We start from the raw sequence: 25,214 nt of genomic DNA, 5'->3' as shown, positions 1-25,214 counted from the left end.
AAATTACTTAATTTGGGGATTCTATCAAAAAATTATTTACAAATAGTTAATGGATAGTGGCTCTAGTATGTCTAGTTTGCTAAATTTGTTTTGTATTTTTTTAGCTTTAGAGATTGGCTTTGAATCTTCAAAAAGAGCAAATCTATTTTTATCATTATTGCAATAAACTGCATTATATAAAAATTCTAACTTGCTTTGTGCAGTCTCTAGCTTGTCTAAAGAAGCCTCTATAAAATCAAAATCCAAAAAAGATTCTGCACTAAAGCTATATTTAAAATCATCACTAAAATTTGGCTTATAATTTTTTATAGTCTCCCTTGTCCATACATTTGTATTTACATGTAAATCTCTTTGCCAATAGCTATCATTTTTTACCATTTTTGTGGGATTTCCAGCCCATATTTGGTTTGAATAAATTTTCTTTGTCAAAAGACTGCAAGCACCAAGGACACTACCAGAATGAATCTTAGAACCTTTTAGACATTTAGCATACATTCCAAGCCAACAATGATCTCCAACATAAATACTCTTTGCATGATTTACTCTATTATTCTCATAGTTATAGATTCCATGACTATCAGTAGTGGTAAGTAAGACATCATTAGAAAACATACAATCATTACCTATAAATACATTTTTTGTCTCATAAGCATCGATTCTGCCATCAACTATTGTTGTATTATCTCCTATATATACCACACTATCAGATACAAGCCTTAGTTTCACCTCGCCATGAAAGACAACATTATCACCAATAAAGACCAAAGAATTTGCACCATGAAACTCTATCTTTACATTAGAACTCTTTCCAGCAAAAAAGGCAATATTCGCCCCCCCCCCCGCAGATACTGGATAAACACATTGGATATTTACATTTTGATTTAAAGATAAATCACCATATATTTTATTATTATTTACATCAACATAAGAATTTATGCTCATACCTTGCTCCTTATTAGTTCTAAAATACATTTTGCAAACTCTTCTCCAAAATTAAAACAATCAGCAACCCTATACTCCAGTAATTCAGATTCTTGTGCAAGATTTTTATATTCTATTTTTAACTCATAATCTGTTTCAGAATTATCAATTGTAAATGAGATAGGATAGATAAGTAATTTTTTATCTTTATATTTTGGAATAATATCACTCAAATTTGGTTCTAGCCATTTAATTGGTCCTATTTTTGACTGATAGGCAATTTTAATACTTGCAAATTCCAAATTATTTGCTCGTAACATTTCTTTTAGAATTTCTACATTTTTTTCTATTTCATCTTTATATGGATCTCCTAACTTTATATTTCTCTGCGGTAGCGAATGGGCTGAGAAAATAAGATGAAATTCTTTCGAATTATCATTCTTTAGAGTATTTTTAATGCTAGATACAATGCATTTATTATAAGGCTCAAAATCATAATAATGCTTAATATAGGTTATTTTTGGATTATAATTTGCACTTTTTAGTGCTTTTATAAAATCATCATAAGAACTAGCAATTGTAGTGTAACTAAAATGAGGATACATGCTAAATAGCACTATTTCTTCTATACCCTTTGTTTGCAGTTCCTTTACAACCATAGGTGCAAATGGTGGTGTATATCTCATAGCATATGTATAAAAATAGCTCGAATCTAAAGATTCCAAAGTTTTAGTAAGCTTAAAAGTATGCTCAACAAGCGGGGATTTACCACCTATTTTTTTGTAATTTTCTTTTGCTTCTTCAAGTCTCTTATTAACTATAAAATTAGCAACCATTGATCTTATAAAATTACTCTTTATAGGCAATATATAAGGATCACAAAACATGTTTTTTAAAAACACGGATACTTCAGAGAGTGAATTTACTCCACCCATATTCAACAATACAACTGCTTGTTTGTTATTTTCCACTAATTTCCTTTTTTTAGATTTATCATTCCACAAAAATTATTACCCTCATAAACTTCCACACGAAAGATACTATCACTCTTATCTAAAGAATAGTTTTTATCTATAAGTTTAGAATCTATAAAAACATCACTCTCACTAACTACTCCCTTTTTAGAGTATCCTATTACATTTACTCTAGCTGTGTTTTTGCCTTTTATTAAAAATCCATCTTTAAATGATATAGTATCCCCAAAAGACGCTAAAAACATATCCTTATTATCACTTACTATTTCCATGCTATCAAATGAGCATTTCATAGAAAAATAATCAGCCCTTAGCGTAGATACCTTTATATTTCCTATATACAACTCATATCCATTTTTTATTCTCTTTTCTCTACCAAGAGGGTGAGAAAATACAAACTCATTATCGCCCACCTTAAGTGGTGCAAAATTTATAACTCTTCTTACATTGCTTAGCGGAATCTTTACATTATTGTTTATTGTAACTTCACCATATTCTTGTATTTTTTTAGAAACTTCACTTAATGTTAACTCAAAATCCCTCTCAAACTCTATCCCCAAAATACCCATAAGAACTTCGATAGAACTAAGTTGATAAAATGTTTTTAACTCTAAATCTTTAATGTTTTTACTGGTTTCAATGGCTAATGCTGGTTTTAGGTTTGATATTGCAAAAAATGTCAAAGAATTTTGTTGTTCTTCATCTTTATGTCTAGTCTCTGTATTTCGAATCCCAAATGTATGATAATCATAGTGCAAACTCTTATTTAGACTATTTACTATATTTTGTGCTATTTCATCTAAGTTGCCAAACAATACATCATCTAATTGCTTTTGATCTATGACATATGTTTGCCCCCATGCCCTTGGGTTAAAAATTGAATTCTCCCATTTCTCTCTATAAAACCCATGCCCATCGTGTAAATTTAAAATGAAATTTACCTTTTCATCTTTTATTATGCCTTTTATTCTCTCTACATTATCATAATCTGGATCATTTTTAGAAATAACCGCAAACTTACGATTCATATCTTTATACAATCCTCTTTTAAAGTTTAAAATACTATCTGGATTTAGATTTGGCACCACAAGTACATTTCCCTTTTTTATCTTATAGTGTTGAAGCAACAATGTAGGGGTAAAATATCCACCAGGCTCATCACCATGAATCCCGCCAATTACCAATAGAGTATTACCATTTATATTTCCATTTAGCTCATATATATCAAATGGCTTATTTTTAATACTAGCATATGAAATCTCAAACAAAAACACTAAACAAAATATAACTTTTATCAAATTCACCTTTTACCTTTTATTGCTTTAATATATATTCACTCATTTCTAAGATTCTATTAGAATATCCCCATTCATTGTCATACCAAATCATTATTTTTGCCATTTTATCTTGTAGCACAAATGTTAAATCACTAGCTACAATACCGCTTAGGGAATTATTCACAAAATCTTGCGATACTCCATAATTATCATCAACTCCTAATATACCTTTCAAACTACCTTTAGAAGCTTCATAAAAAAGATTATTTATAGATTCTTTTGTGGCATTTGTTTTTAGGTTAATATTTAAGTCTATCATTGATACATCAGCTACTGGCACACGCACACTATGTCCATGAAGCTTATCTTTTATTCTTGGTAGCACCAAATGCAGTGCTTTTGCAGCTCCAGTTGTAGTTGGAATTATATTTAATGCAGCTGCCCTAGAACGCCTAAAATCACCCTTATAATATGCACTATCTATTAATCTTTGATCATTTGTATAACTATGAATTGTGCTTAAAATCCCACTATTAACACCAAAGGCGTCATCAAGCAACATGACAACCGGTGCTAAAGCATTTGTTGTGCAACTTGCATTTGATATTATTTCCTCACCATTATAAGATTTATGATTGACACCATATACAAATGTCCTTGTATCATCAAGCACTGGAGCGGATATTATCACCCTTTTTGCACCCTTTTTTAAATGACATTTCACAGATTTACTATCCAAAAATAATCCGCTACACTCTAATACAATATCAGCCCCTAGAATATCTATAGATTCTGGAATCTTACAAGAACTAAATTTTATTTGATTATCATTTACAGCATACAAACTATCATCTAGCTTTGTGTATGTAATTTCTGTTTTGTGTATTGAATCATGAGATAATAAATACATCAAATTATCACTATCTCCAAGGTCATTTATCCCAACGATTGTGAATCTATCTTTCATCTTAGTTAGTGCTATTTGTGCGACACATCTGCCAATTCTTCCAAAACCATTTATAAAAAATCTAATCTTTCCCATGCCAATACAACTTAAATATTTTCTTACATAAAAGTGCGAATTGTAACACAAAAACGCAAACAAACTTTATTAAATATTGGAATCAAAACAAAAATAAGTTATAATGCAAACTTTTATATCAAAAATTAGAGAGGAAATGATGTCTTTATATGATAGAAAGTCATTAAATGATCATTACACAAATAATGAGTCAAGCTTTTCAAGTGCTACTTTTAGTAGTGATGTTGCATTAATTAGCTTTGTAAAGCAAACTTATCAGCTTTTTGCTGCGTCGCTTTTTGCTGCTAGTGTTGGTGCTTATATAGGTATTACTAGCTTTGGTGGTGTGGTAAGCCAATATTACATAGGATTTGTGATTTTGGAATTAGCACTTTTGTTTGGATTGTTTTTCACAAAGTCAAAGCCTGGCATAAATCTATTTATGCTATTTGCTTTTACTTTTGTTACAGGTGTCACACTAACCCCGATTCTAAGTAGAGTATTGGGTATGCCGGGTGGTGCTATGATAGTAGCTCAAGCATTCTTGCTAACTACTGCTATTTTTGGCGTTATGAGTATATTTGCACTAAGAACAACAAAAGATTTAGCTAGTATGGGGAAAATGCTTTTTATAGCACTTATTGTTGTAGTTATAGGCTCTATTATTAATATATTTTTAGGAAGCCCTTTATTACAGGTAATCATAGCTGGTGTTGGTGCTATATTATTTAGTTTATTTATCGCATATGATACACAAAACATCGTAAGAGGATTATATGATAGTCCTGTAATGGCGGCAGTTAGTCTGTATTTAGACTTTTTAAATCTTTTTGTATCACTACTTCAATTACTTGGAATCTTCAATTCAAAAGAATAATGAGAATCTTAGGGATTCTCATTTATGCAATAATCATAGAATCATAGATGCAAATCTCAATCGATTAAAAGAAGGCTTAAGAGTTATAGAGGATATACTTAGATATAGCTTTAACAACAAAGCCCTTGCAACTTCGATAAAAACCCTACGACATAAATGTAAAATTGATAATTACATAGACATAATAAAACAAAGAGAATCAACACATGATGTATTAAAAGAAAGTATAAATGATGAAATGCAAAGAGAAAGCCTAGAAAATATAATCATAGCAAATTTCAAAAGAACACAAGAGTCATCAAGAGTGCTAGAAGAAATTTATAAGTTAGAAAACAAAGTTTATAGCGAAACTTTTAAAAATATAAGATATGAACTATATGTTTTGGAAAAACAAATATTACTAACATTTTTTAATAAAATTTGATAGAATTGTGCAACTTTAAATAAATTTTTAGGTGGTTTTGTAGTGGTTAGGACTATGCTATATAGCAAGATTCATCGAGCAAAAGTAACAGATGCAAATTTAAATTATGTTGGCTCAATTAGTATAGATAAAGAGTTAATAAATGCAGCTTCCTTGCTTGAGGGACAAAAGGTAGATATAGTAAATATAAATAATGGTGAGAGATTCTCCACATATGTAATAGAGGGCAAAAGCGGAGAGATATGTCTAAATGGTGCTGCAGCGAGAAAGGTTCAAAAAGATGATATAGTAATAATAATAGCATATGCGTCATTTACAGAAGATGAACTAAAAACATACAAACCAAAAGTAGTAATAGTAGATAGCAACAACAAAATAATCAACATAAAAGAGGATTTAAAACATGTTTAATTCGCAAGACTTACTAAAAACACTAGAAAACCTACAAGAACAATTCAGCAATGCACAAGAAGAAAATAAAAATCTAACATTTACTGCTAAAAGTGGTGGTGGGCTTGTTAGTGTCAGTGTAAATGGAAATGGAGAGATAATTGATATTACCATTGATGATTCTCTACTAGAAGATAAAGAATCAATGCAAATATTGCTAATTAGTGCAATTAATGATGCATTAAAGAGCTTTGAGCAAAATAGAAAAAGTATGGCACTGGATATGATGAATAACATCGGTCTTGGTGGATTAAAGGGTATGTAATGTTAAAAATAATATTTTGCTTTCTATTATCTATAACAAGTGTTTTTGCGTATGATTTTAGAGTATGTCAAAAACAAGCTTCCTCATCAATGGAAAAAATTGGCAAAGAATATGGCGTAGCACTAAAAAATAATAATGGAGAAATTGTTCTTTTTTACTATTCGCCAAAGGTAACACCAAGGGGATACACAATCCTAAAACATGACCCATTTGTCGGAATGTATCTTCTAAAACCAAAAAAGAAACTAAAACCACTTAATATAAGAGAAATAAATGGTGATATACTAGAGCAAGAAATAGCAAGTATAACCCCAACACAAAGCGTTAGTGGCAAAATAAGCACACTTCAACAAAGTCAAATTGATTTTGCTACTTTAAATGTCCCAACATTTAATAGCTCAATAATATCAACCATATGCGACCATATATATGGAATTGGCATAGGAAATAACTACTTCTTAGAGAAAAGATATATAGATAGATTCTTAAATAATCCTATTTATTATGGGGATATAGGAATTAGAGTATTTAGCAACAAAGAAGGTTTAATAGAGGTAAATGTCGTAGATCCATTCTTTAAAAATAATCCATTTGCATATGGAGATATCATAATGGCTATAAATGGCGAGGCAATACCTGATTTAGCAGCATTTAACAGAGTTGTCTTTGATTTACCACAAGGCAGTAAAGTGCCAGTTAGAATAAATAGGAATAATAATGTAATAAATACATTCGTAGTTGTCGATAGACGCACGGGAGGTATGCTATTACCAGAAAATTTTCTAGCAAGAATCGGAATTGAAATATCTGATAATTTTGTCATAACAAGAGTTGAATCAACGGCTAAAAATGGATTTGATAAGCTAAAAGTTGGAGATAAAATAATACAAATAAACAATAAAAAAGTCCCAACTGGATATAACAACATAATAAGAATGCTAGGAGAGATGCCAGATAGTGAGCAAAAATGGCTTATTTCAAGAGATGATTTTCAATTTTTTATAGAAGTTAATACAAAAGATTCGCAAAATGAAAACGCTTTTACAGAATACATTAGATGATTTTGAATCTTTCATAGCTCTAAATGCTCCAAAAATAGAGAGTTTCCACCCATATTATGAATCTGCATTATGGGAGATGGTATTAGGCGGTGGTAAAAGATTTAGACCACAGCTATTAATGACTATAGTCTTAGCTTATGCACCACACAAAATACAATGTGCATTCCTTCCAGCATTAGCACTAGAGGTATTACACACATATTCTTTGATACATGATGACTTACCAAGCATGGATAATGCTTCATTAAGGCGAGGTTTAAAAACACTTCATACAAAATACGACGAAGCAGGAGCAATACTAATAGGAGACGCATTAAATACCTACGCATTTTACCTGCTATCACAAGCAAAGCTAAAACCGAAGACAAAAATAAAGCTAGTAAAAATATTAAGCAAAAATGGTGGAATCTATGGCATGGTGCTAGGACAAGCACTTGATTGTTATTTTGAAGAAAAAAAATTACCTCTATCATCACTAAAAACAATACACATAAACAAAACTGCAAAACTAATTTCTGCCTCTTTGCAAATGGGTGGAGCAATTGCAAATGTAGATAAAAAAACACTAAAAACATTAAAAAAACTTGGAATCTTGCTAGGCTTATTTTTCCAAATTAGAGATGATATTATAGATTCAACACAAAGTGAAAAAGAAGCATTAAAAACAACAAATAACGATACAAACAAAAATAGCTATGTGAATCTTTTAGGATTAGAAGGTGCTAGATATGAGCTAGAAAAATTAAAAACAAAAATAGATTCAAAGATAAAAAAGCTAAATACAAACTCACAAGAAATACTAAATATTATTTTAAAGAAATATCTAAAAGAGGTTTAATGAAAAGAATTTTTATAACAAATGATGATGGATATGAATCTCCGGGTCTTCTAGCTCTAAAAGAAGCACTATCTCCACTAGGACATGTAGTAGTAGTAGCCCCAGCAGTAGAAAAGTCAGCATGTGGGCATGGAATGAGCTTAACACACCCGCTTAGATTCATAAAAATAGATGATGATTTTTATAAGCTAGATAATGGAACTCCAACTGATTGTGTTTATTTATCACTATATTCTCTATATGATAATCCACCAGATTTAATAGTAAGTGGGATAAATATAGGCTCAAATATGGGAGAAGATGTGAGTTATTCAGGCACTGCAGCTGCTGCTATGGAGGGTGCATTACATGATATTCCATCAATTGCAATATCACAAGTATTAAAGGATAAGAATCATTTTGGATTTGACTTTGCCCTTGCAAAAGATAGTATCTATAAACTTGCCAAAAAAGTCCTAGAAGGTGGTTTTCCATTAGCAAATAGACAATTTTTAAATATAAATATCCCACAAATAACCAAACAAGAGTGCAAGGGATTTAAAATAACAGAGCTTGGAATTAGAATGTATGGCAACGATGCACAACTACACAGAAATCCAAGAGGCGAAGAATATTATTGGCTTGGATTACATCCACTATCTTGGAAGGAAAGAGAAGGAGATGAGACTTCAGATTTTAGTGCAGTCTTTGATAATTATGTATCAATCACTCCTATAACACTTGACTTTACGGCAAGAGATAAAATAAATACACTAAAACAATGGATAAATAATGGATAAAAGATTCACAAGAACACTACTATTATTTAAAGATGATGGTTTTAAAAAACTACAAGATTCTAAAGTTCTACTACTTGGTGTTGGCGGTGTTGGAAGTTTCGCACTTGATTGCCTTTATAGGACAGGTATTGGAAATATTTGTATAGTTGATTATGATAAATTTGATGAAACAAATCAAAACAGACAAATAGGAGCCCTTGAAGGTGTAGGACAAAAAAAAGTAGAAGTCCTAGCAAAAAAATATCAAGGAATAAACGCCATAGATTCTAAAGTAGATGAAGAATTCATAAATAGTTTTAACTTCGAATCTTATGACATAGTAATTGATGCAATAGATGATATAAATGCAAAAATATTGCTAGCACTAAAAATAGCAAATAAACCAAAGATAAAAACTATGCCCATACTACTATCATCAACAGGTAGTGCAAAAAAGCTAGACCCTTCAAAAATAGAATTTGCAAGCATTTGGAAAAGTCATGGGGATAAGTTTGCAAGAAAATTTAGAGAAGGATTAAAAAAGGCAAATTTTAGAGGTGATTTTTATGTTGCTTTTAGCCCAGAAGTGCCAAAATGTAAAGAGCTTGGAAGTTTTAGCGGAGTTACTGCATCTTTTGGGTTAAGACTTGCAAGTGAGGCAATATCATTTATTTTAAGGAGTTAATATGATATACACAAAACCATACGAAGATGAAGAGTATGAAGATTATGAAGATATAGATAAAGACGATGATTACGAAAATTACGGAAATAAAAATAATTTTTTATACGATGAAGATGACTATGATAGTAGTGATTCTGAATATGAAGGAGATGATGATTAATGGAGGGCATAAAAGTAGCTCTAATACAACAATCATACAAAGGCGATAAGCCAAATACGCTAAAACTAACAGCAAAAATGATAAAAGAAGCTGCGCAAAATGGTGCAAAATTGGTTTTATTACAAGAATTGCACACAAGCGAATACTTCTGTCAAAGTGAAAATGTAGATTTTTTTGATTATGCATTAGATTTTGATAAAGATTGTGAATACTTTAGCGAAATAGCTAAAAATAATAATATCGTGCTAGTTAGCTCACTATTTGAAAGAAGAACTAGTGGGCTATATCATAATACTTCTGTTGTGTTTGAAAATGATGGAACAATAGCTGGGAAATACAGAAAAATGCACATACCTGATGATCCGGGATTTTATGAAAAATTCTATTTCACACCCGGAGATTTAGGGTTTGAACCAATAAATACAAGCTTAGGCAAACTTGGGGTGCTAATTTGTTGGGATCAGTGGTATCCTGAAGCTGCAAGAATCATGGCTTTAAAAGGAGCAGAGATTTTAATATACCCAACAGCAATTGGCTGGTTTGACGAAGATAGCAAGGAAGAAAAAGATAGACAAAGAGAAGCATGGATTTCTGTTCAAAGAGGGCATGCTATTGCAAATGGAATCCCAGTTGTAGCTATAAATAGAGTTGGCTTTGAACAAGATAAGAGCAAGGTGTTAAATGGAATTAGATTTTGGGGTTCTAGTTTTGCATTTGACGCACAAGGTGAGATTCTAGCATTAGGCAGTATAGATAAAGAAGAGATATTATATTTCACATGGGATAAAAATAGAAGCGAGGAAGTAAGGAGAATCTGGCCATTTTTAAGAGACAGAAGAATTGATGCTTACTCTAGTATTTTAAAGCGTTTTGATGATTAGCGATAAAGAAAAGTGGGATAAAAAGCACAAGGAAAATCCCCCAAATACAACACCATTGGAACTATTAAAAAATTATATTCATCTAGCACAAGATTGTGAATATAAAGTTGCACTAGATATTGCTTGTGGAATGGGTAGAAACTCATATTTTATGCGTGATAGTGGGTTTATTGTGGATAGTATAGATATATCAAGCACAGCAATAGAAAGCCTAAAGAACCAACACAATATAAACGCAATATGCGTTGATTTAGATGATTTTATAATAGAAGAAAACAAATATGCTCTAGTTGTAAATAGTTTCTTTTTAGATAGAAGACTATTTCCCCAAATTACAAAGTCTTTAAAGAAAAATGGAATATTAATTTTTGAGACATTTGTGATAAATAAACCAAATAACACACCAATAAACATAAATCACATGCTACACAAAAATGAACTTTTAAGGGCTTTTTTAAACTTAGAGATATTATTTTATGAAGAATCTTTATTAAACAAAAATGATGATTCAACATTGGTGGCAAGACTGGTAGCGCGTGGCTAGAAGGTTTTTATACTTTTACTCAAAGCAAAGAAGCAAAAAAATACTAAACATAGCTATTCCCTCTGGCTTAAACTCTCTTTTGGATATTATAAATTTATCCATAGATTTAATTATGCTTGGTAGCTTTGGGGCTACTACTATTGTTGGTGTTGGGGTTAGCTTAAGCTATATGATGATTATTTTTGCATTTACTACAATAGTTTTTGTTGGTAATAATGCTCTTGTATCTAGATTCTTAGGGGCAAAAAATCCACTAGAGGCAAATAACACAATAACAAGTATCACACTAGCAACAGCAATTATATCAATACCTCTTACATGCTTGGCTTTTTTATGCTATACGCCATTTTTTGCTTGGATTGGAGTTGATGAATTTTCACAGCAAATTGGCGATAATTTTTTACAAATACTTTTATTTGGAATCCCTCTTTTACTAATAAAGCAAGTAGTCATCTCTGCATTTTCTGCAGCTGGTGCTACAAAGATTCCATTTTTTATAAAAATAATAATAACTCTAATAAATCCGTTATTGAAATATTGTTTGATTTTTGGCTTCTTTATTATTCCTAGATTAGAAATTGAAGGTGCTGCTATTGCTAGTTTGATTATTAATGTTATTGAGACTTGTTCTTTGTTTTTTGTATTGTGGCTTTACAAAAAAAGTCCCGTAACATTTGGTAAAACAATAAAATTAGAATACATTAAAAAAGCATTTAAAATAGGGATTCCATCGGGCTTTGAAAGATTGCTTACAATTTTTTCAATTATTTTAATGAATAAATTAATTGCAATATATGGCACTCATACACTAGCTGGTTATCAAATAGCCACTAGAATTGAGGGGTTTGCTTTTATGCCTGGCTTTGGCTTTATGATAGCAGCTATGGCACTTATGGGACAGAATCTAGGAGCCAAAAAACCACTAGAAGCACGATATAGCACATTAAATACTATTCTGTTAGGTAGCATATTTATGGGGATAATAGGGCTTTGCATGACATGCTTTGCATACTATCTATCCGCTATATTTACAGACGAAATAGAAAGCATACAGGGAAGTATAAGCTACCTAATCCCTATTGGAATCTCTCAAGTGCCATTTGCATTTATATGTATATTAGATGGGGCTCTAAGAGGAGCTGGTATCACAAAAATAACACTAATTGTAAATAGTCTTATGATATGGGGGTTAAGAATCTTGCCTTGCTATTTTTTAGCAACACTAAAATATCCAGTTATATACATTTATATCTGCATAACACTAGAGACATTTTTAAGAGCATTTGTGTATTGGAAAATATTCCAAAGCGGAATTTGGAAGAGGCATAAACTCTAAAAAGCTGCCTTAAAGACTTCCAAATTAGAAAAGATATATAGCATCATAATACCAAGACAAAGGGCTATTGCAACAAATATCAAAACTTTCTTCTCAAAAGAAGTAAGTTTATCACCACTCTTAGCCACAGAAATAATAGTAGCAACTATAATGACAAGCGAAACAACGCCCATAATGCTTAAAATAGTAATAAAATCTCCAACGCTATCCACTATTGATACCCTCTTTAAAATTTTTGTGAAATTATACAAAAAAATTAAACTATTTTTCGTTAAAATTCTACGATTAACTTGCTATTTAGGATTATCTATGATTGATTTAAAACTACTAATAAACAACTTTGAAGGCACAATTAAAGAATTATCAAAACGAAACATAGATAAAAACTTTTTAAACACCCTAAAAGAAACAAGCATAGCATACAAAAACAAAAAAACATCACTAGAAGAACTACAAGCTACACAAAATGCCAAAAGCAAAATGTTTGCACAATATAAACAAGAAGGCAAAGATATAAATTTACTAAAAGAAGAATGCGACAAATTAAAAATAGAAATATCAAATGAACTAAAAGAAGTAACCGCACTAGAAGAAAAACTACAAAATTTATCTCATATAATCCCAAACATACCAGATAATAAGACGCCTTTTGGCAAAGATGAAAATGATAATGTAGAAATAAAAAAGGTATTAACTCCAAAGAGTTTTTCCTTCACTCCAAAAGAACATTGGGAGTTAGCAGAAATAAATGGTTGGATAGATTTTGAAAGAGGCGTTAAGTTGGCTAAAAGCAGATTTAGCGTATTTATGGGGCTTGGTGCGAAATTAGAGAGAGCACTTATTAATTATATGCTTGATTTTAATACAAAGCATGGCTTTAATGAGATTCAAACTCCAGCCATTGTTAATTCAGAAATGATGTTTGGAACAGGACAACTACCAAAATTCGAAAATGATTTATTTAAGATTTCAGATTCAACTTTTGATGATGACACCAAAAAGGGACATGATTTATATCTTATCCCAACTGCAGAAGTTACGCTAACAAATCTATATCATGATGAAATAATAGATATAAACAAACTACCACTAATGATGACTGCATATACACCATGCTTTAGAAAAGAAGCAGGAAGTGCTGGAAGGGACACAAGAGGGATAATAAGGCAACACCAATTTGACAAAGTAGAATTAGTAGCAATAACATCACAAAAAGATAGTGATGAAATGCAAGATAAAATGGTTACATGTGCTTCTTTGTTGCTAGAATCTTTAGGATTACCACATAGATTAGTGCAATTATGCGGTGGGGATTTAGGCTTTAGTGCTAGCAATACTATTGATATTGAAGTGTGGCTACCAGGACAAAATTGTTATAGAGAAATTAGCTCCATTTCTAATACAAGAGACTTTCAAGCAAGAAGAGCTAAGATAAGATACAAAGATGAAAACAAAAAAAATATACTAGCACATACGCTAAATGGCTCAAGTTTAGCAGTTGGCAGAACTTTAGTTGCCATCATGGAAAATTATCAAACAGAAAATGGTGAAATACAAATACCAGAAGTCTTAAGAGAGTATCTAAGGTAAATAAATGGCTGATAATGATAATGTAATACGCCTTGATGATAACCTTAGTGATAACTTTGATATCTTTCAAGACATACTAAAAAAAGAACCAGAAGAAGTAAAGCCACCGAGCAAACTAGAAAAAATAACAAAATTCTTTAGTGAACACAAAAAATTAACAATTTTTCTAGCTTTATTGCTTGGATTTTTAATTTTGGGATTCATATTTTTAGTAGGACATTTCCTAAAAAATGAAACAGAACAACCAAAGCCAATAGAAAAAATAGCACCTCCAGAGTTCTCAATAGAAAAAGGTGAAGATATAATAAATAATGCTGAAGATTTAGAAAATCTAATCAAAAAAGCAAACTTCCTATATACAACAGGAAACAAAAGAGAAGCACTAGATTTATATGGAAAAATCTCAAACTACTCTGAAGCACTATCTAGCTATAATTTAGGTGTAGCACAAATGGAAGAAAAATCATATAAAGATTCAATATTATCATTCCAATCAACAATAACACTTGGTGATGATAGAGTAGCTAGCGCAATAAATGCCTCTGTATCGGCACTATACCTAAAAGAACCACTAACACAAAATTATTATCTACAATTAGCACAAGCTTACTTGCCATATTCTGGAAATCTTAAAATATACTCATATTTATATGCCCTAACACAATACTATAATAAAAACTACATAGAAGCTATATCACCACTTACAAACAGAAGTTCTCAATATTATGATGAAGAAAGTAACTACATGTTAGCTTCACTTTATTCTTATTTTAATAATGACAAAAAAGCAATCGAATATCTAAGCAAACACTCTTCTGATTCTGAAAACTGGTTTAACCTAGCATTACTTTATGCAAGAATCGGAGGATATGAAGAAGCAAACAATTTATTATTGCAATCAATAGGTGCTTTTGGGGAAACACTACAATCAAACATGGCTTTAGCACTAATAAAATTAAAACTAGCAGAATTTGGTGCTGCAGGATCAATTCTAGCTAAATACTCTGATAATAAAGAAGCAATAAAAGATAATCCATACCCAATACAAATCACTCTAAGAAAAGATTTCTTTGATGTAAATGTAGCACAAAAAAGATTCTGGTCTGAATTTAAAGGACTAAAACTAAATTCTTATGAAATTATTTTTTACTTTGCACCATACAAAGTTTTTGATGCTAAAGAGGCATTTAACATAATAGCTGAAGGTGGGATTAATATAAATATAGAAAATCTAAATGAAGCAAAAGAAGTATTGCTTAGAGGAAATACAATATCAAGGGTAAATAGAAACATCGCAAATGCAATATTAGAAACACTAAATGGAAATATACGAAATGCAAACAAGCTACTTCAAGCAGTATCCAACCAATATCCAAACCATTCGATTTTGCACTACAACTTGGGGGTAAATTATGCTCAAATGGGTGATTTTGACAAAGCATATCAGCACTTTATACGTTCATTCCACCTAAATCCTAAAGATGTCCAAACTGGAATATTTGCATTAATAACTGCAAAGCTAACATATAGGGATACTCAAAGATTAGAAAATGAGTTAGGAAGAGAAATATCAAACTATGAAGCCGATAAAAACGAGCAAGAATTTACTCAAGCTATGCTAAACTACGCAAGAAATGGAATCCCAGTGCCACTCGAATTCCTAGAAGATAAAAAAAGCAATAAAGCAATACACTATGCACTAAATCTAGCACAAGCAATAGAACTAAACGACAAAAGCCTAATGATACAATCAGCTACAAATCTAAAAGAAATAATGCCAAAAGATCCTCTAACAAACCTACTTGAACTATTAGCAATTAATTATGAAGATGATCCAAAAGCCTTATCATTAAAACTCCAAAACTACTATCAAGATAAAACAATAAATAAAGAACCAATATATTACGGACCTGCAGTAGTTAGAGAAATGTATGTCAAAGTAGCACATATAATAGGAACTCTACACTATGTGCAACAAGACCTAGATTATAGACTAATAACAGAACAAAATGAAGCAAGAGGTGTGATTCAAGCATTAGCTCTAACATATATATATCTACAAGAATTTGAAAAAGCCTTTACCTTATACAATAGTCTTATAGATGACTTTAAAGAAAATGACACTCAAACTCTATTTCTAACATCAGTTGCAGCAATAGGTGCTGGACATATTGAAAATGCAGCAGCACTATTGCAATTATCAAAGCTAGAATCACCAACAAACTATGAGACAAGAATCGCAAATGGTATCTTATATCTACAAGATCAAAATCTAAATGCTGCGGTCTCTCAATTCTCTCGTATAGGGGATTTAAAAACTGCTTCGCAATATTTTGATTTCAAAATAGATACTTCACAACTATTGCAAGGCAATAAACTATAAATTTGTTATAATTCCAGAATTTTACAATGGAGATTCCAAAATGAGTATTCCAACCCTAAAAGAAGCACTACAACTAGATAAAGATGAAATACTACAACTAAAAGCAACCTTAAAAGAAAAAATAAAAAATAGTGATCTAAACGCTTATGTAGGAGAGATTTTAGACTATGAAGATAGTCTAGTTCCAATAGCCATTAAAGATAATATAAATGTAAAAAATTGGGAAATTACATGCTCTAGCAATATACTAAAAGGATATATCGCACCTTATAATGCAACTGCAATTTCTAATATGCTAAAAAATAGACTCTCTCCATTTGGCAGGACCAACATGGACGAATTTGCTATGGGAAGCACCACTGCTAGTAGTTGCTATGGAAAAACACTAAACCCAAAAGACAAAAGCAAAGTCCCAGGTGGAAGTAGCGGAGGAAGTGCTGCTGCGGTCGCAGGAGGCATTGCAATAGCCGCACTAGGAAGCGATACTGGTGGAAGCATTAGGCAACCCGCTAGTTTTTGTGGTTGTGTAGGACTAAAACCAACATATGGAAGAGTTAGCCGATATGGACTAGTAGCATATAGCTCAAGTTTAGATCAAATAGGACCAATTACACAAAATGTGGAAGATTGTGCTATTTTATTTGACGCTATAAGTGGTTATGATAGTTTAGATTCAACTTCTGCAAAGCTAGAATCTACAAATACATTTAAAAATCTAAACCCAAACAATAAAATGACAATCGCTATCATGCCTTCATTGCTAAAAGATGCAGAAGCAAACATACAAAATGCATATCAAAATACAATAGACATTCTAAGTAAAAATGGACATAAAATAGTAGAAAAAGAAATGCTAGATACAAGCTATATAATCTCTGCATATTACATAATATGCACAGCTGAAGCAAGTTCAAATCTAGCAAGATTCGATGGTGTTAGATATGGCAATAGAGCAAAAGATATAAATAACCTAAAAGAACTATACATAAAAACTAGATCACAAGGATTCGGCGAAGAAGTAAAAAGAAGAATCTTGCTTGGTTCATTTGTTCTTAGTAGCGGATATTACGATGCATACTATATAAAGGCACAAAAAGTTAGAACACTAATTGCAAGACAATACAATGAAATATTAAGCGAGTGTGATGCGATATTATCTCCTATTACACCTAGTATTGCATTTGGCTTTGATGATATTAAAACTCCACTACAAATGTATTTAGAAGATATATACACTATAGGAGTTAATCTGGCTGGACTTCCTGCTATCTCACTTCCTGTATGTGAAGATAATGGATTACCAATTGGTATGCAGCTAATAGGAAATGCTTTTGATGAGCAAAAGATTCTAGATCTTGCATTAAATTTGGAACAATCAATAAAATAAGGAGAAGCAATGAAAATAAGAGCAAGAGCATTAACATTTGAAGATGTATTATTAGTCCCTGCATATTCTGAAGTATTACCAAAAGAAGTATCTCTAAGCACCAAGTTAAGCAAGAATATAAAACTAAATATACCTCTAGTATCAGCCGCAATGGATACAGTTACAGAATACAAAACCGCAATAGCAATGGCAAGGCTTGGTGGCATAGGTATCATACATAAAAATATGGACGAGAAATCCCAAGCAGAACAAATAAAAAAGGTCAAAAAAAGTGAAAGTGGTGTAATACTAGATCCAATATATATAAGCCCAGATTCTACACTTCAACAAGCTAAAGAAATTACAGATTCTTACAAAATCTCCGGTGTACCAGTAGTAGATGATAGCGGTAGCCTAATAGGAATCCTAACAAATAGAGACATAAGGTTTGAGATAGATTTAAATAGATTAGTAAAAGAGGTAATGACAAAAGCACCTCTAATTACAGCACAAGTTGGCGTAAGCTTAGAAGAAGCAAAAGAAATAATGAATAAAAACAAAATAGAAAAGCTTCCAATAGTAAATGAAAGCGGGATTCTAAAAGGACTAATAACAATAAAAGACATACAAAAAAGAATAGAATATCCAAGATCAAACAAAGACGACTTCGGCAGACTTTGTGTTGGTGCTGCAATTGGTGTTAATCAATTTGATAGAGCATATGCATTAGTTGAAGCTGGAGCTGATGTATTAGTGCTAGATTCTGCACATGGACACAGCTATGGAATAATAGAAACTCTAAAGAAAATTAAAAAAGATCTAGTAGTAGATGTAATAGTTGGAAATATAGCCACAAGCAAAGCCGCAGAGGCCCTTATTGATGCTGGTGCTGATGGAGTAAAGGTTGGAATTGGACCGGGAAGCATATGCACAACTAGAATCGTAGCTGGAGTTGGAGTGCCACAAATAACTGCAATAGCTGATGTAGCTGAAGTATGTCACAAAAATGGGGTGCCACTAATAGCAGATGGTGGGATAAAATACTCTGGTGATATAGCAAAAGCCCTTGCGGCAGGAGCAAGTAGCGTTATGATAGGAAGTATGTTTGCAGGGACAGAAGAATCTCCGGGAGAGATGATAATCTATCAAGGAAGACAATATAAGAGTTATAGAGGAATGGGAAGTTTGGGCGCTATGAATAGGGGTAGCTCTGATAGATATTTCCAAGAAGGTGTAGCACGAGAAAAGTTAGTCCCAGAGGGTATAGAAGGTAGAGTTCCTTATAGAGGAAAGATTGCTGATATAGTATATCAAATGGTAGGTGGAATCTCTGCTTCTTTAGGTTATCTAGGTGCAAAAGACATAACGACACTATGGGATAAAGCTGAATTTGTAGAAATCACACAAAGCGGACTTAGAGAATCTCATGTGCATGATGTAATGATCACAAAAGAAGCACCAAACTATCATATAAACTAATCCTTAATATATCTAAATACAGGTAGCTTATATGCTATGCTGTATTCTAACACTAAAAACCAATCAAAGAATTTTGGGAATTCATTTCTACAATACAAGGAATAAACATGGTATATAGCAAAATACCTCTAAATATATTTCTAAAAGATTATAACCTACCCATACCTACAAAAGAATCTCTAAAAAGATTCCAAAAACATCTAAATAACTTCTTAAGAGAATGCCAAAAACAAACAACAAAAGATACGAGCGAGAGTGAGGAATTTCAAAAAAATCTTTTTGCAGATTTTTTAAAACAAGCATTTAGCTACCCAAAAATAAATACAAAACAAAGAATAGATCTTGCCATATATGAAAATGACGAAGTAAAAACATTCTTTGAAGTAAAATTAGTAGCCAATAAAAAAGAATTCCCAAAATCTCAAAACACACTAGATTCAAAAGCATTCTATGAAAGCTTACTATATTACATAAGAGAAAGGGAGCAAGGAAATAATCATATAAAATTCATATCTCTATGCACCATAGATACATTTTATATAATAAAATCAAAATACTTTGAAAAACTCTATCAAAACAAAGATATACAAAAACACTACAAAGATGTAGGCGATGCAGATGTAAATAACAAAAGAACACAAACTTTCTACAAAAAAGCAAAAGATATTATAAACAAATTAGATACAGAAATAATCTTCACACATTTTACCATCAAAGATACAGATACTACCCTACTCTATCAGATCTTTAGCCCTCATATGCTACTTGGCAGAGAATCCAACTTTGATAGCAATGTGCTTAATCAAAATTTCTATGAAGAGCTACTCTATATTTTAGGGTTAAAAGAAGATGGAAGCAATAAACTAATCAAGCTTAGCTCAACACCAAACACACTAAGCTATGTCATAAGAGAGAATCTAGGGCTAGACATAGAACAAGATTTTGAAAAGATATTTAGCCTCATCACTCTATGGAATAACCGCATTTTATTTTTACGGCTTTTAGAATCTATGCTTATTTCTTTCAAGCACTTTGATAAACCATTTCTAAACCATGAAGATATACCAGACTTTAGGACGCTAAATTCATTGTTTTTTGAAGTATTAGCCATAAGGCAAAAGGATAGAAACAGCACCATACCTAAAGCACTGCAATCTATCCCTTATCTTAACTCAAGTCTTTTTGGCAAAAGCGAACTAGAAAAAGAGGGCAAAGAGATAAAGCTTTTAGATTCTAAACCACTAGAACTTTACAAAAAATCAATCCTAAAAGACACGCAAGGATCATTGCCACTCTTAGAATATCTATTTAGATTCTTAAATGCTTATAGTTTCACCACCACACCAAAAGATATACAAGATAACATTAAGATAAACCACGACAAACTCATAAACTCATCTGTGCCAGGACTTGTGTTTGAGAAGCTAAATGGCTATAAAGAAGGGAGCTTTTACACACCTAGCTTTATTACAAGCTATATGTGTAAAGAGAGTATAACGCAAATTATACTTAATAGATTCAATGAAGCATTTAGCTGGAATGCAAAAAACTTAAAAGACATACTCCACATAGCTAGAGAGCAAAACATATCTAAAGAATCATTACTCCAAACCCTCCTTAGCCTAAAAATATGCGATCCAGCAGTAGGAAGCGGACATTTTCTAGTCTCTGCGCTAAACGAAATCGTGCTTATCGCATATGAAATAGGATTGCTAGATTCACTAGATTTCAAAACCACGCTAAAGCTAGAAAATGATGAAATAGTAATAAGACAAAATGGAGATATATTTAGCTACACACGCCCAAGCGATGAGAATGAGCCACAGCACCAAATCCAAAAAGAACTATTCCACTTAAAAAAAGAAATAATAGAATCCTGCCTCTTTGGTGTGGATATAAATCCAAATTCTTGTGAAATCACAAAGCTACGCCTTTGGATAGAGTTATTGAAATATAGCTACTATATCTTTGATGATACAGACAACACAAACACCCTCCAAACCCTGCCAAATATAGATATAAATATCAAATGCGGTAATTCCCTTATCTCTTATTTTGATATAACTCAAAGCCTTAGCCACCACCCAAACATTAAGCAAAAAATGGAAGACTACAAAAAATCTGTCTCAAACTATAAGCAAGGATTCTACACAAGCAAAGCCGACATAGATAAAGACATCAAAAACCTAAAAGAAGCATTCAAAAAATTCTGCTTTAGAGATAAGTTCAAAAAAGAAATCAAAGCTTTTGAAAAAGAGTGCGATATATATAGTCAAAAATACGGCAACTACATAGCCAAAGACGACAAAGATCTCTCTATCTATGTCAAAGCGGGATTTTTCCTCGAGTTTGATGAGAAAGAAACACAAATCGACTTTGCAAAACTACAAGACAAATACAACTCTATCTTTAATCTAGAATCAAACAAACCATTTGAATGGAGATTTGAATTCCCAGAAGCACTAGATGAGAGTGGAGATTTTAAAGGCTTTGATCTAATAATTGGCAATCCGCCTTATATTAAAGAAAGTGATAATAAAGAGCTTTTTGCAAATACAAAAAACTTAAGAACCTATCAAGGCAAAATGGACATTTGATATCATTTTGTGGGTCGTGGATTTGACATATTAAAGAAAAATGGCTTTTTATCGTTTATCGTTACAAATAATTGGACTACAAATTCAGGGGCTAAAAAATTACGCAATATAGTTTTAGAAGAATCTAAAATTTTAAGTCTTATTGATTTTAACTCTTTTATGGTGTTTGATTCTGCAAGTATCCAAACAATGATAATGCAATTTCAAAAAACAAAGCCACCTAAAAATTATAAATTCCATTTTGCAAAAATCACGACCAAAACCCCAACTTATGAAGACTTACAAGATATTTTAAACAACAAAGAATCCAAAAATAACGAAATCTTAGAAATAAATTTTTCTCCAAAAGATTTTATAGGTAAAACTCTAAATTTTACAAAGAATGATTATGAAGAGATTTTTAATAAGATTCAAAAATATGGAAATTTTTATCTTAAAGAAAGTGAAGTGGCACAAGGGATAGTTTATCCGCAAGAAAATGTAAATAAAAAATCTTTAGGGATTTTGGGAGAGGGTTTTTGTATTGGTCAGGGTATTCAAAAACTAACAAAAGAAGAATTGAAACAATTGCAACTTCTAGAGTTTGAAAAAAGTCTTTTAAAGCCTATTTACGAAAGTGATGATATAAAGAAATATTTTGTTGAAAAAAATAATAATTTTTGGGTTATATATACAAATTCTTCATTTAAGAAGCCAAACTCTATGGATAATTATCCAAATTTAAAAAAGCATCTAGATAGATTTCAAAAAGTCATTACTTCAGACAATAAACCTTATGGACTACATAGAGCAAGAGACGAAAGGTTTTTTACAGGAAGTTCTAGAATTATCGCACTTAGAAAATGCGTAGGTGAACCCAAGTTTAGTTATGTTGACTTTGATTGTTATGTGTCGGCTACTTTTTATATTATAAAAACTCAAAAAATTGATACAAAATATTTAACTGCTATTTTAAATTCAAAACTTATCGCATTTTGGTTAAAACACAAAGGAAAAATGCAGGGCAATAATTATCAAATAGACAAAGAGCCTTTATTAAATATCCCTATCCCAAAAATAGATTCTACAAACAAGGCCTTAAGCGATGAGATAATAAGCCTAGTAGAACAAATTTTAGATTCCAAAGCCAAAGACCCAACAAAAGATACCAAAGAGCTAGAATCTAAAATCGATAATCTAGTGTATCAATTGTATAATTTAACCAATGATGAGATAAAAATCATAGAAGGAAATAAATGCAATTTCATTTATCATTCATAAGTATTGGAACAATTACAGGCGTAGGAGATATTCTTTTGTTAAATATATAAAATATTTATTGCTTACTGCATTGTGTAAAGCTGAATCAGAGGGGCAGAAATTTATTAGGGTTGGCAAAGAAATAGTATCAATAGGGCACACTCAAAATAACCAATGGATAAAGCCCTATAAATGCATAGTAGACTCGCTATTTAAGAAGTTCGTTTTTTAATGAAAAAGAAATTTATAATTATAGAATAGATTGTCTTTTATTGTTAATTATTAAAATATTAAAGACTATAAAATATAACGTGATTTTAAAAATAATAAACAAAATTCCAAAGTTTGAGGAAAGCAATTCTAAACACAGCCAATATTATAAATTTGAATTTTCTAAATACAAAAGCAAATTGCTAAAAACTAGATTTTAAATCTATTAACTAAAAAGGATATTTATAATCAGGTGCAATAAGCCCTATATTTTGAAGTCTATGAAATACAGCCTGTTTTGAAACTTCAAATTTGGCAGCGATAAGCTCAATTGCCTCTTTAGCACGTAGATTAGAATTCTCACTTCTTTGTTCCTCTATAAATTGTTCTATTGGTTTTAAAGGCATAAGAAGCTTAGCAGCAAATTTATTTGCTCTTGTTTCTATACCTCCATAAGCGTTGCTACGATACAAAGTCTCATATTTATCAACAATAGGATTATCAATCTCTGGTAAAACATCATTTGCCAAATGTCCAATCTCGTGTGCTAAAGTAAATCGTTGTCTTGCTTCACTTTTTATAGGATTTATCCAAATCTCTGGCTCATTATTCTCATTTACACTAATTTGACCTTCTGTATCCAACTTATCGTAATCAAGCGTTGTTTTAACATTAAGATTCAGCCTTCTTGCAATATCAAAAGGGTTAAAAGGCGGCTCATTCATTTGAAGCATTTCTAAAATTTCATAAGGGGATTTATTTTTTATATTTGTCCAATTCATTTTAAACCTCCTATGCTTGATTTTTCTTTATTTTCATCTACAAGTCTACCCATTTTATCGCTTATGTGTATATCTACCATTCTTTCAAACTCTTGTTTAAAATCCTCATTCTCTAAAATTTTCTCAACAAAAGTATTCCTCATTTGTTCATCATCGGCAATTTTATTTAAAATATTACGAGTCGTTTCATTGATTATCCTCTTCTTGTCTCTATTATAATAAATAGTTAAGCATATTGTGATAAAAGCAATGATAAGTGTAGCAATAACGATAAAAAGATTTGCGTAAGACATATAAGAACTCGCCAACGCAATAATATCATCATTGCTCAAATTGTTTTGCATTTATTGCCCCATCACTTCATTTTATGATTTGTCACATTGTATCAAAAAAGTCAGAGACAATCAAATAATTGTTTAAACTTTATATTATTATAGTAGTGGCATATAACAACAATATCACCTTGATAAAAAATATTGAAATTTCAAGATAAATTCAAACATTGTCTTTGAGAGTTTTAATTACATCTTATGTAATAGCAATAGGCTTAATTGCTTTTAACTCCAAAAAACCGCACGAAAAAATTCCATAGTGCCAAATTAGATTAAAGAAAATGCAAGAAACCAGAAGATAAAAACCTCCCTTAAGATACTTGCGGCACATCGATAACTTAGGCGCTCTGCTGTGTTCCCACCCTGAAGCATTACCCAAGAAACCAATTGCACAAGTCTCAAGAGAGGCAACTAGAATTATATGCTATGTTTTATAAAGCTTATATTAATTAATCTTAAACTCTGAACCTATACTTATCTTTTCTACCTCTTTTTGATACTGCATTTTAAGAAGTGGTGCTTTTTTATCCATTCCAAGCACTTTGATCCATTTAATAATACTAAACTTTAAAAAATAGTATAAATATTGAAATATTTATAAACAGCCAACTAAAACCCAAAAAATCTATTTTGATTATTTTTTACTAAATTATTATAATAACGCCAAAAAAAAAGGAATGGCGTGGAGACACACAGACACACAGACACACAGACACACAGACACACAGACACACAGACACACAGACACACAGACACACAGACAC

Annotated in this window: 23 protein-coding genes, 1 other RNA gene and 1 pseudogene; 17 read left to right on the top strand and 8 right to left on the bottom strand. The window is 31.4% G+C overall.

Annotated features, from left to right (window positions below; translation table 11 throughout):
* Nucleotides 1–36 precede the first annotated feature (36 nt).
* The 4 genes from PF022_RS05815 to gap are packed head-to-tail and all read right to left on the bottom strand — an operon-like array spanning nt 37 to nt 4,214.
* The gene (locus PF022_RS05815) at nt 37–942 is read right to left on the bottom strand and encodes an acyltransferase (RefSeq protein WP_271023137.1); all 906 of its coding nucleotides are present in this window, start codon (nt 940–942) and stop codon (nt 37–39) included.
* Nucleotides 939–1,892, bottom strand: coding sequence for a ferrochelatase (gene hemH / locus PF022_RS05810; protein ID WP_271021381.1), 954 nt, complete (start codon nt 1,890–1,892; stop codon nt 939–941). The genes PF022_RS05815 and hemH overlap by 4 nt, the downstream gene beginning before the upstream one ends.
* On the bottom strand, nt 1,892–3,199 hold the full coding sequence (locus tag PF022_RS05805; RefSeq protein WP_271021382.1) for a M99 family carboxypeptidase catalytic domain-containing protein: 1,308 nt from the start codon (nt 3,197–3,199) through the stop codon (nt 1,892–1,894). Before PF022_RS05805 ends, hemH begins: the two co-directional genes overlap by 1 nt.
* A gap of 10 nt (nt 3,200–3,209) precedes the next feature.
* Complete coding sequence (gap, locus tag PF022_RS05800; protein WP_271021383.1) at nt 3,210–4,214, bottom strand: type I glyceraldehyde-3-phosphate dehydrogenase; 1,005 nt, start codon at nt 4,212–4,214, stop codon at nt 3,210–3,212.
* Nucleotides 4,215–4,353: 139 nt separating this feature from the next.
* On the opposite strand from gap, the gene PF022_RS05795 reads away from it, so the two are divergent.
* Genes PF022_RS05795 through PF022_RS05740 form a run of 12 tightly spaced genes read left to right on the top strand, consistent with a single transcriptional unit; the run spans nt 4,354 to nt 12,472 of the window.
* Entirely contained in the window at nt 4,354–5,070 is a 717-nt protein-coding gene (locus PF022_RS05795; RefSeq protein ID WP_271021495.1) for a Bax inhibitor-1/YccA family protein, read from the top strand.
* Between the two features lie 40 nt (nt 5,071–5,110).
* Complete coding sequence (locus PF022_RS05790; protein ID WP_271021496.1) at nt 5,111–5,494, top strand: thiamine-phosphate pyrophosphorylase; 384 nt, start codon at nt 5,111–5,113, stop codon at nt 5,492–5,494.
* Nucleotides 5,495–5,548: 54 nt separating this feature from the next.
* Entirely contained in the window at nt 5,549–5,905 is a 357-nt protein-coding gene (gene panD, locus PF022_RS05785; protein ID WP_407081415.1) for an aspartate 1-decarboxylase, read from the top strand.
* Nucleotides 5,898–6,209 (top strand): YbaB/EbfC family nucleoid-associated protein, encoded by a 312-nt coding sequence (locus tag PF022_RS05780; RefSeq protein WP_271021386.1) that lies wholly within the window; start codon nt 5,898–5,900, stop codon nt 6,207–6,209. Before panD ends, PF022_RS05780 begins: the two co-directional genes overlap by 8 nt.
* Nucleotides 6,209–7,270, top strand: a complete 1,062-nt coding sequence (locus PF022_RS05775) for a DUF7488 domain-containing protein (protein ID WP_271021387.1) — start codon at nt 6,209–6,211, stop codon at nt 7,268–7,270. Before PF022_RS05780 ends, PF022_RS05775 begins: the two co-directional genes overlap by 1 nt.
* Nucleotides 7,239–8,108, top strand: coding sequence for a polyprenyl synthetase family protein (locus PF022_RS05770; protein ID WP_271023136.1), 870 nt, complete (start codon nt 7,239–7,241; stop codon nt 8,106–8,108). Before PF022_RS05775 ends, PF022_RS05770 begins: the two co-directional genes overlap by 32 nt.
* Nucleotides 8,108–8,887 (top strand): 5'/3'-nucleotidase SurE, encoded by a 780-nt coding sequence (gene surE / locus PF022_RS05765; protein ID WP_271021389.1) that lies wholly within the window; start codon nt 8,108–8,110, stop codon nt 8,885–8,887. The genes PF022_RS05770 and surE overlap by 1 nt, the downstream gene beginning before the upstream one ends.
* Nucleotides 8,880–9,551: a ThiF family adenylyltransferase gene (locus PF022_RS05760; protein ID WP_271021390.1), complete on the top strand. Its 672-nt coding sequence runs from the start codon at nt 8,880–8,882 to the stop codon at nt 9,549–9,551. Before surE ends, PF022_RS05760 begins: the two co-directional genes overlap by 8 nt.
* A gap of 1 nt (nt 9,552) precedes the next feature.
* Nucleotides 9,553–9,711: a hypothetical protein gene (locus tag PF022_RS05755; RefSeq protein WP_271021391.1), complete on the top strand. Its 159-nt coding sequence runs from the start codon at nt 9,553–9,555 to the stop codon at nt 9,709–9,711.
* Nucleotides 9,712–9,719: 8 nt separating this feature from the next.
* Nucleotides 9,720–10,592, top strand: a complete 873-nt coding sequence (locus PF022_RS05750; protein WP_271021497.1) for a carbon-nitrogen hydrolase — start codon at nt 9,720–9,722, stop codon at nt 10,590–10,592.
* A complete protein-coding gene (locus PF022_RS05745) occupies nt 10,585–11,136 on the top strand; it encodes a class I SAM-dependent methyltransferase (RefSeq protein ID WP_271021392.1) in 552 nt (183 codons plus the stop codon). The genes PF022_RS05750 and PF022_RS05745 overlap by 8 nt, the downstream gene beginning before the upstream one ends.
* Nucleotides 11,129–12,472, top strand: a complete 1,344-nt coding sequence (locus PF022_RS05740; protein ID WP_271023135.1) for an MATE family efflux transporter — start codon at nt 11,129–11,131, stop codon at nt 12,470–12,472. The genes PF022_RS05745 and PF022_RS05740 overlap by 8 nt, the downstream gene beginning before the upstream one ends.
* Here PF022_RS05740 and PF022_RS05735 read toward each other — a convergent pair.
* On the bottom strand, nt 12,469–12,684 hold the full coding sequence (locus tag PF022_RS05735; protein WP_271021394.1) for a hypothetical protein: 216 nt from the start codon (nt 12,682–12,684) through the stop codon (nt 12,469–12,471). The genes PF022_RS05740 and PF022_RS05735 overlap by 4 nt on opposite strands.
* Before the next feature lie 97 nt (nt 12,685–12,781).
* On the opposite strand from PF022_RS05735, the gene serS reads away from it, so the two are divergent.
* From serS to PF022_RS05710, 5 genes and pseudogenes are all read left to right on the top strand, one after another.
* Nucleotides 12,782–14,062, top strand: coding sequence for a serine--tRNA ligase (gene serS / locus PF022_RS05730; RefSeq protein WP_271023134.1), 1,281 nt, complete (start codon nt 12,782–12,784; stop codon nt 14,060–14,062).
* A gap of 4 nt (nt 14,063–14,066) precedes the next feature.
* Nucleotides 14,067–16,445: a tetratricopeptide repeat protein gene (locus tag PF022_RS05725; RefSeq protein ID WP_271023133.1), complete on the top strand. Its 2,379-nt coding sequence runs from the start codon at nt 14,067–14,069 to the stop codon at nt 16,443–16,445.
* 46 nt (nt 16,446–16,491) lie between these two features.
* Nucleotides 16,492–17,832 carry an Asp-tRNA(Asn)/Glu-tRNA(Gln) amidotransferase subunit GatA gene (gene gatA / locus PF022_RS05720; protein ID WP_271021498.1) on the top strand — a complete coding sequence of 447 codons (1,341 nt, stop codon included), beginning with the start codon at nt 16,492–16,494 and terminating at the stop codon, nt 17,830–17,832.
* 9 nt (nt 17,833–17,841) lie between these two features.
* On the top strand, nt 17,842–19,290 hold the full coding sequence (gene guaB / locus PF022_RS05715; RefSeq protein ID WP_271023132.1) for an IMP dehydrogenase: 1,449 nt from the start codon (nt 17,842–17,844) through the stop codon (nt 19,288–19,290).
* A 107-nt stretch (nt 19,291–19,397) separates the two neighbouring features.
* Nucleotides 19,398–23,147 (top strand): annotated as a pseudogene (locus PF022_RS05710) (type IIG restriction enzyme/methyltransferase).
* Nucleotides 23,148–23,566: 419 nt separating this feature from the next.
* Here PF022_RS05710 and PF022_RS05700 read toward each other — a convergent pair.
* The 3 genes from PF022_RS05700 to ffs all read right to left on the bottom strand — a co-directional run bounded on the left by PF022_RS05700 (nt 23,567) and on the right by ffs (nt 24,854).
* A complete protein-coding gene (locus tag PF022_RS05700) occupies nt 23,567–24,118 on the bottom strand; it encodes an ImmA/IrrE family metallo-endopeptidase (protein WP_271023127.1) in 552 nt (183 codons plus the stop codon).
* Entirely contained in the window at nt 24,115–24,462 is a 348-nt protein-coding gene (locus tag PF022_RS05695; RefSeq protein ID WP_271023125.1) for a hypothetical protein, read from the bottom strand. The genes PF022_RS05700 and PF022_RS05695 overlap by 4 nt, the downstream gene beginning before the upstream one ends.
* Before the next feature lie 294 nt (nt 24,463–24,756).
* Nucleotides 24,757–24,854, bottom strand: an RNA gene (gene ffs, locus PF022_RS05690) — signal recognition particle sRNA small type.
* Nucleotides 24,855–25,214 lie beyond the last annotated feature (360 nt).

The sequence above is a fragment of the Helicobacter sp. WB40 genome, from assembly GCF_027859275.1.
Classification (GTDB): Bacteria; Campylobacterota; Campylobacteria; order Campylobacterales; family Helicobacteraceae; genus Helicobacter_D; species Helicobacter_D ibis.
This window is presented reverse-complemented; position numbering and strand designations above follow the sequence as displayed.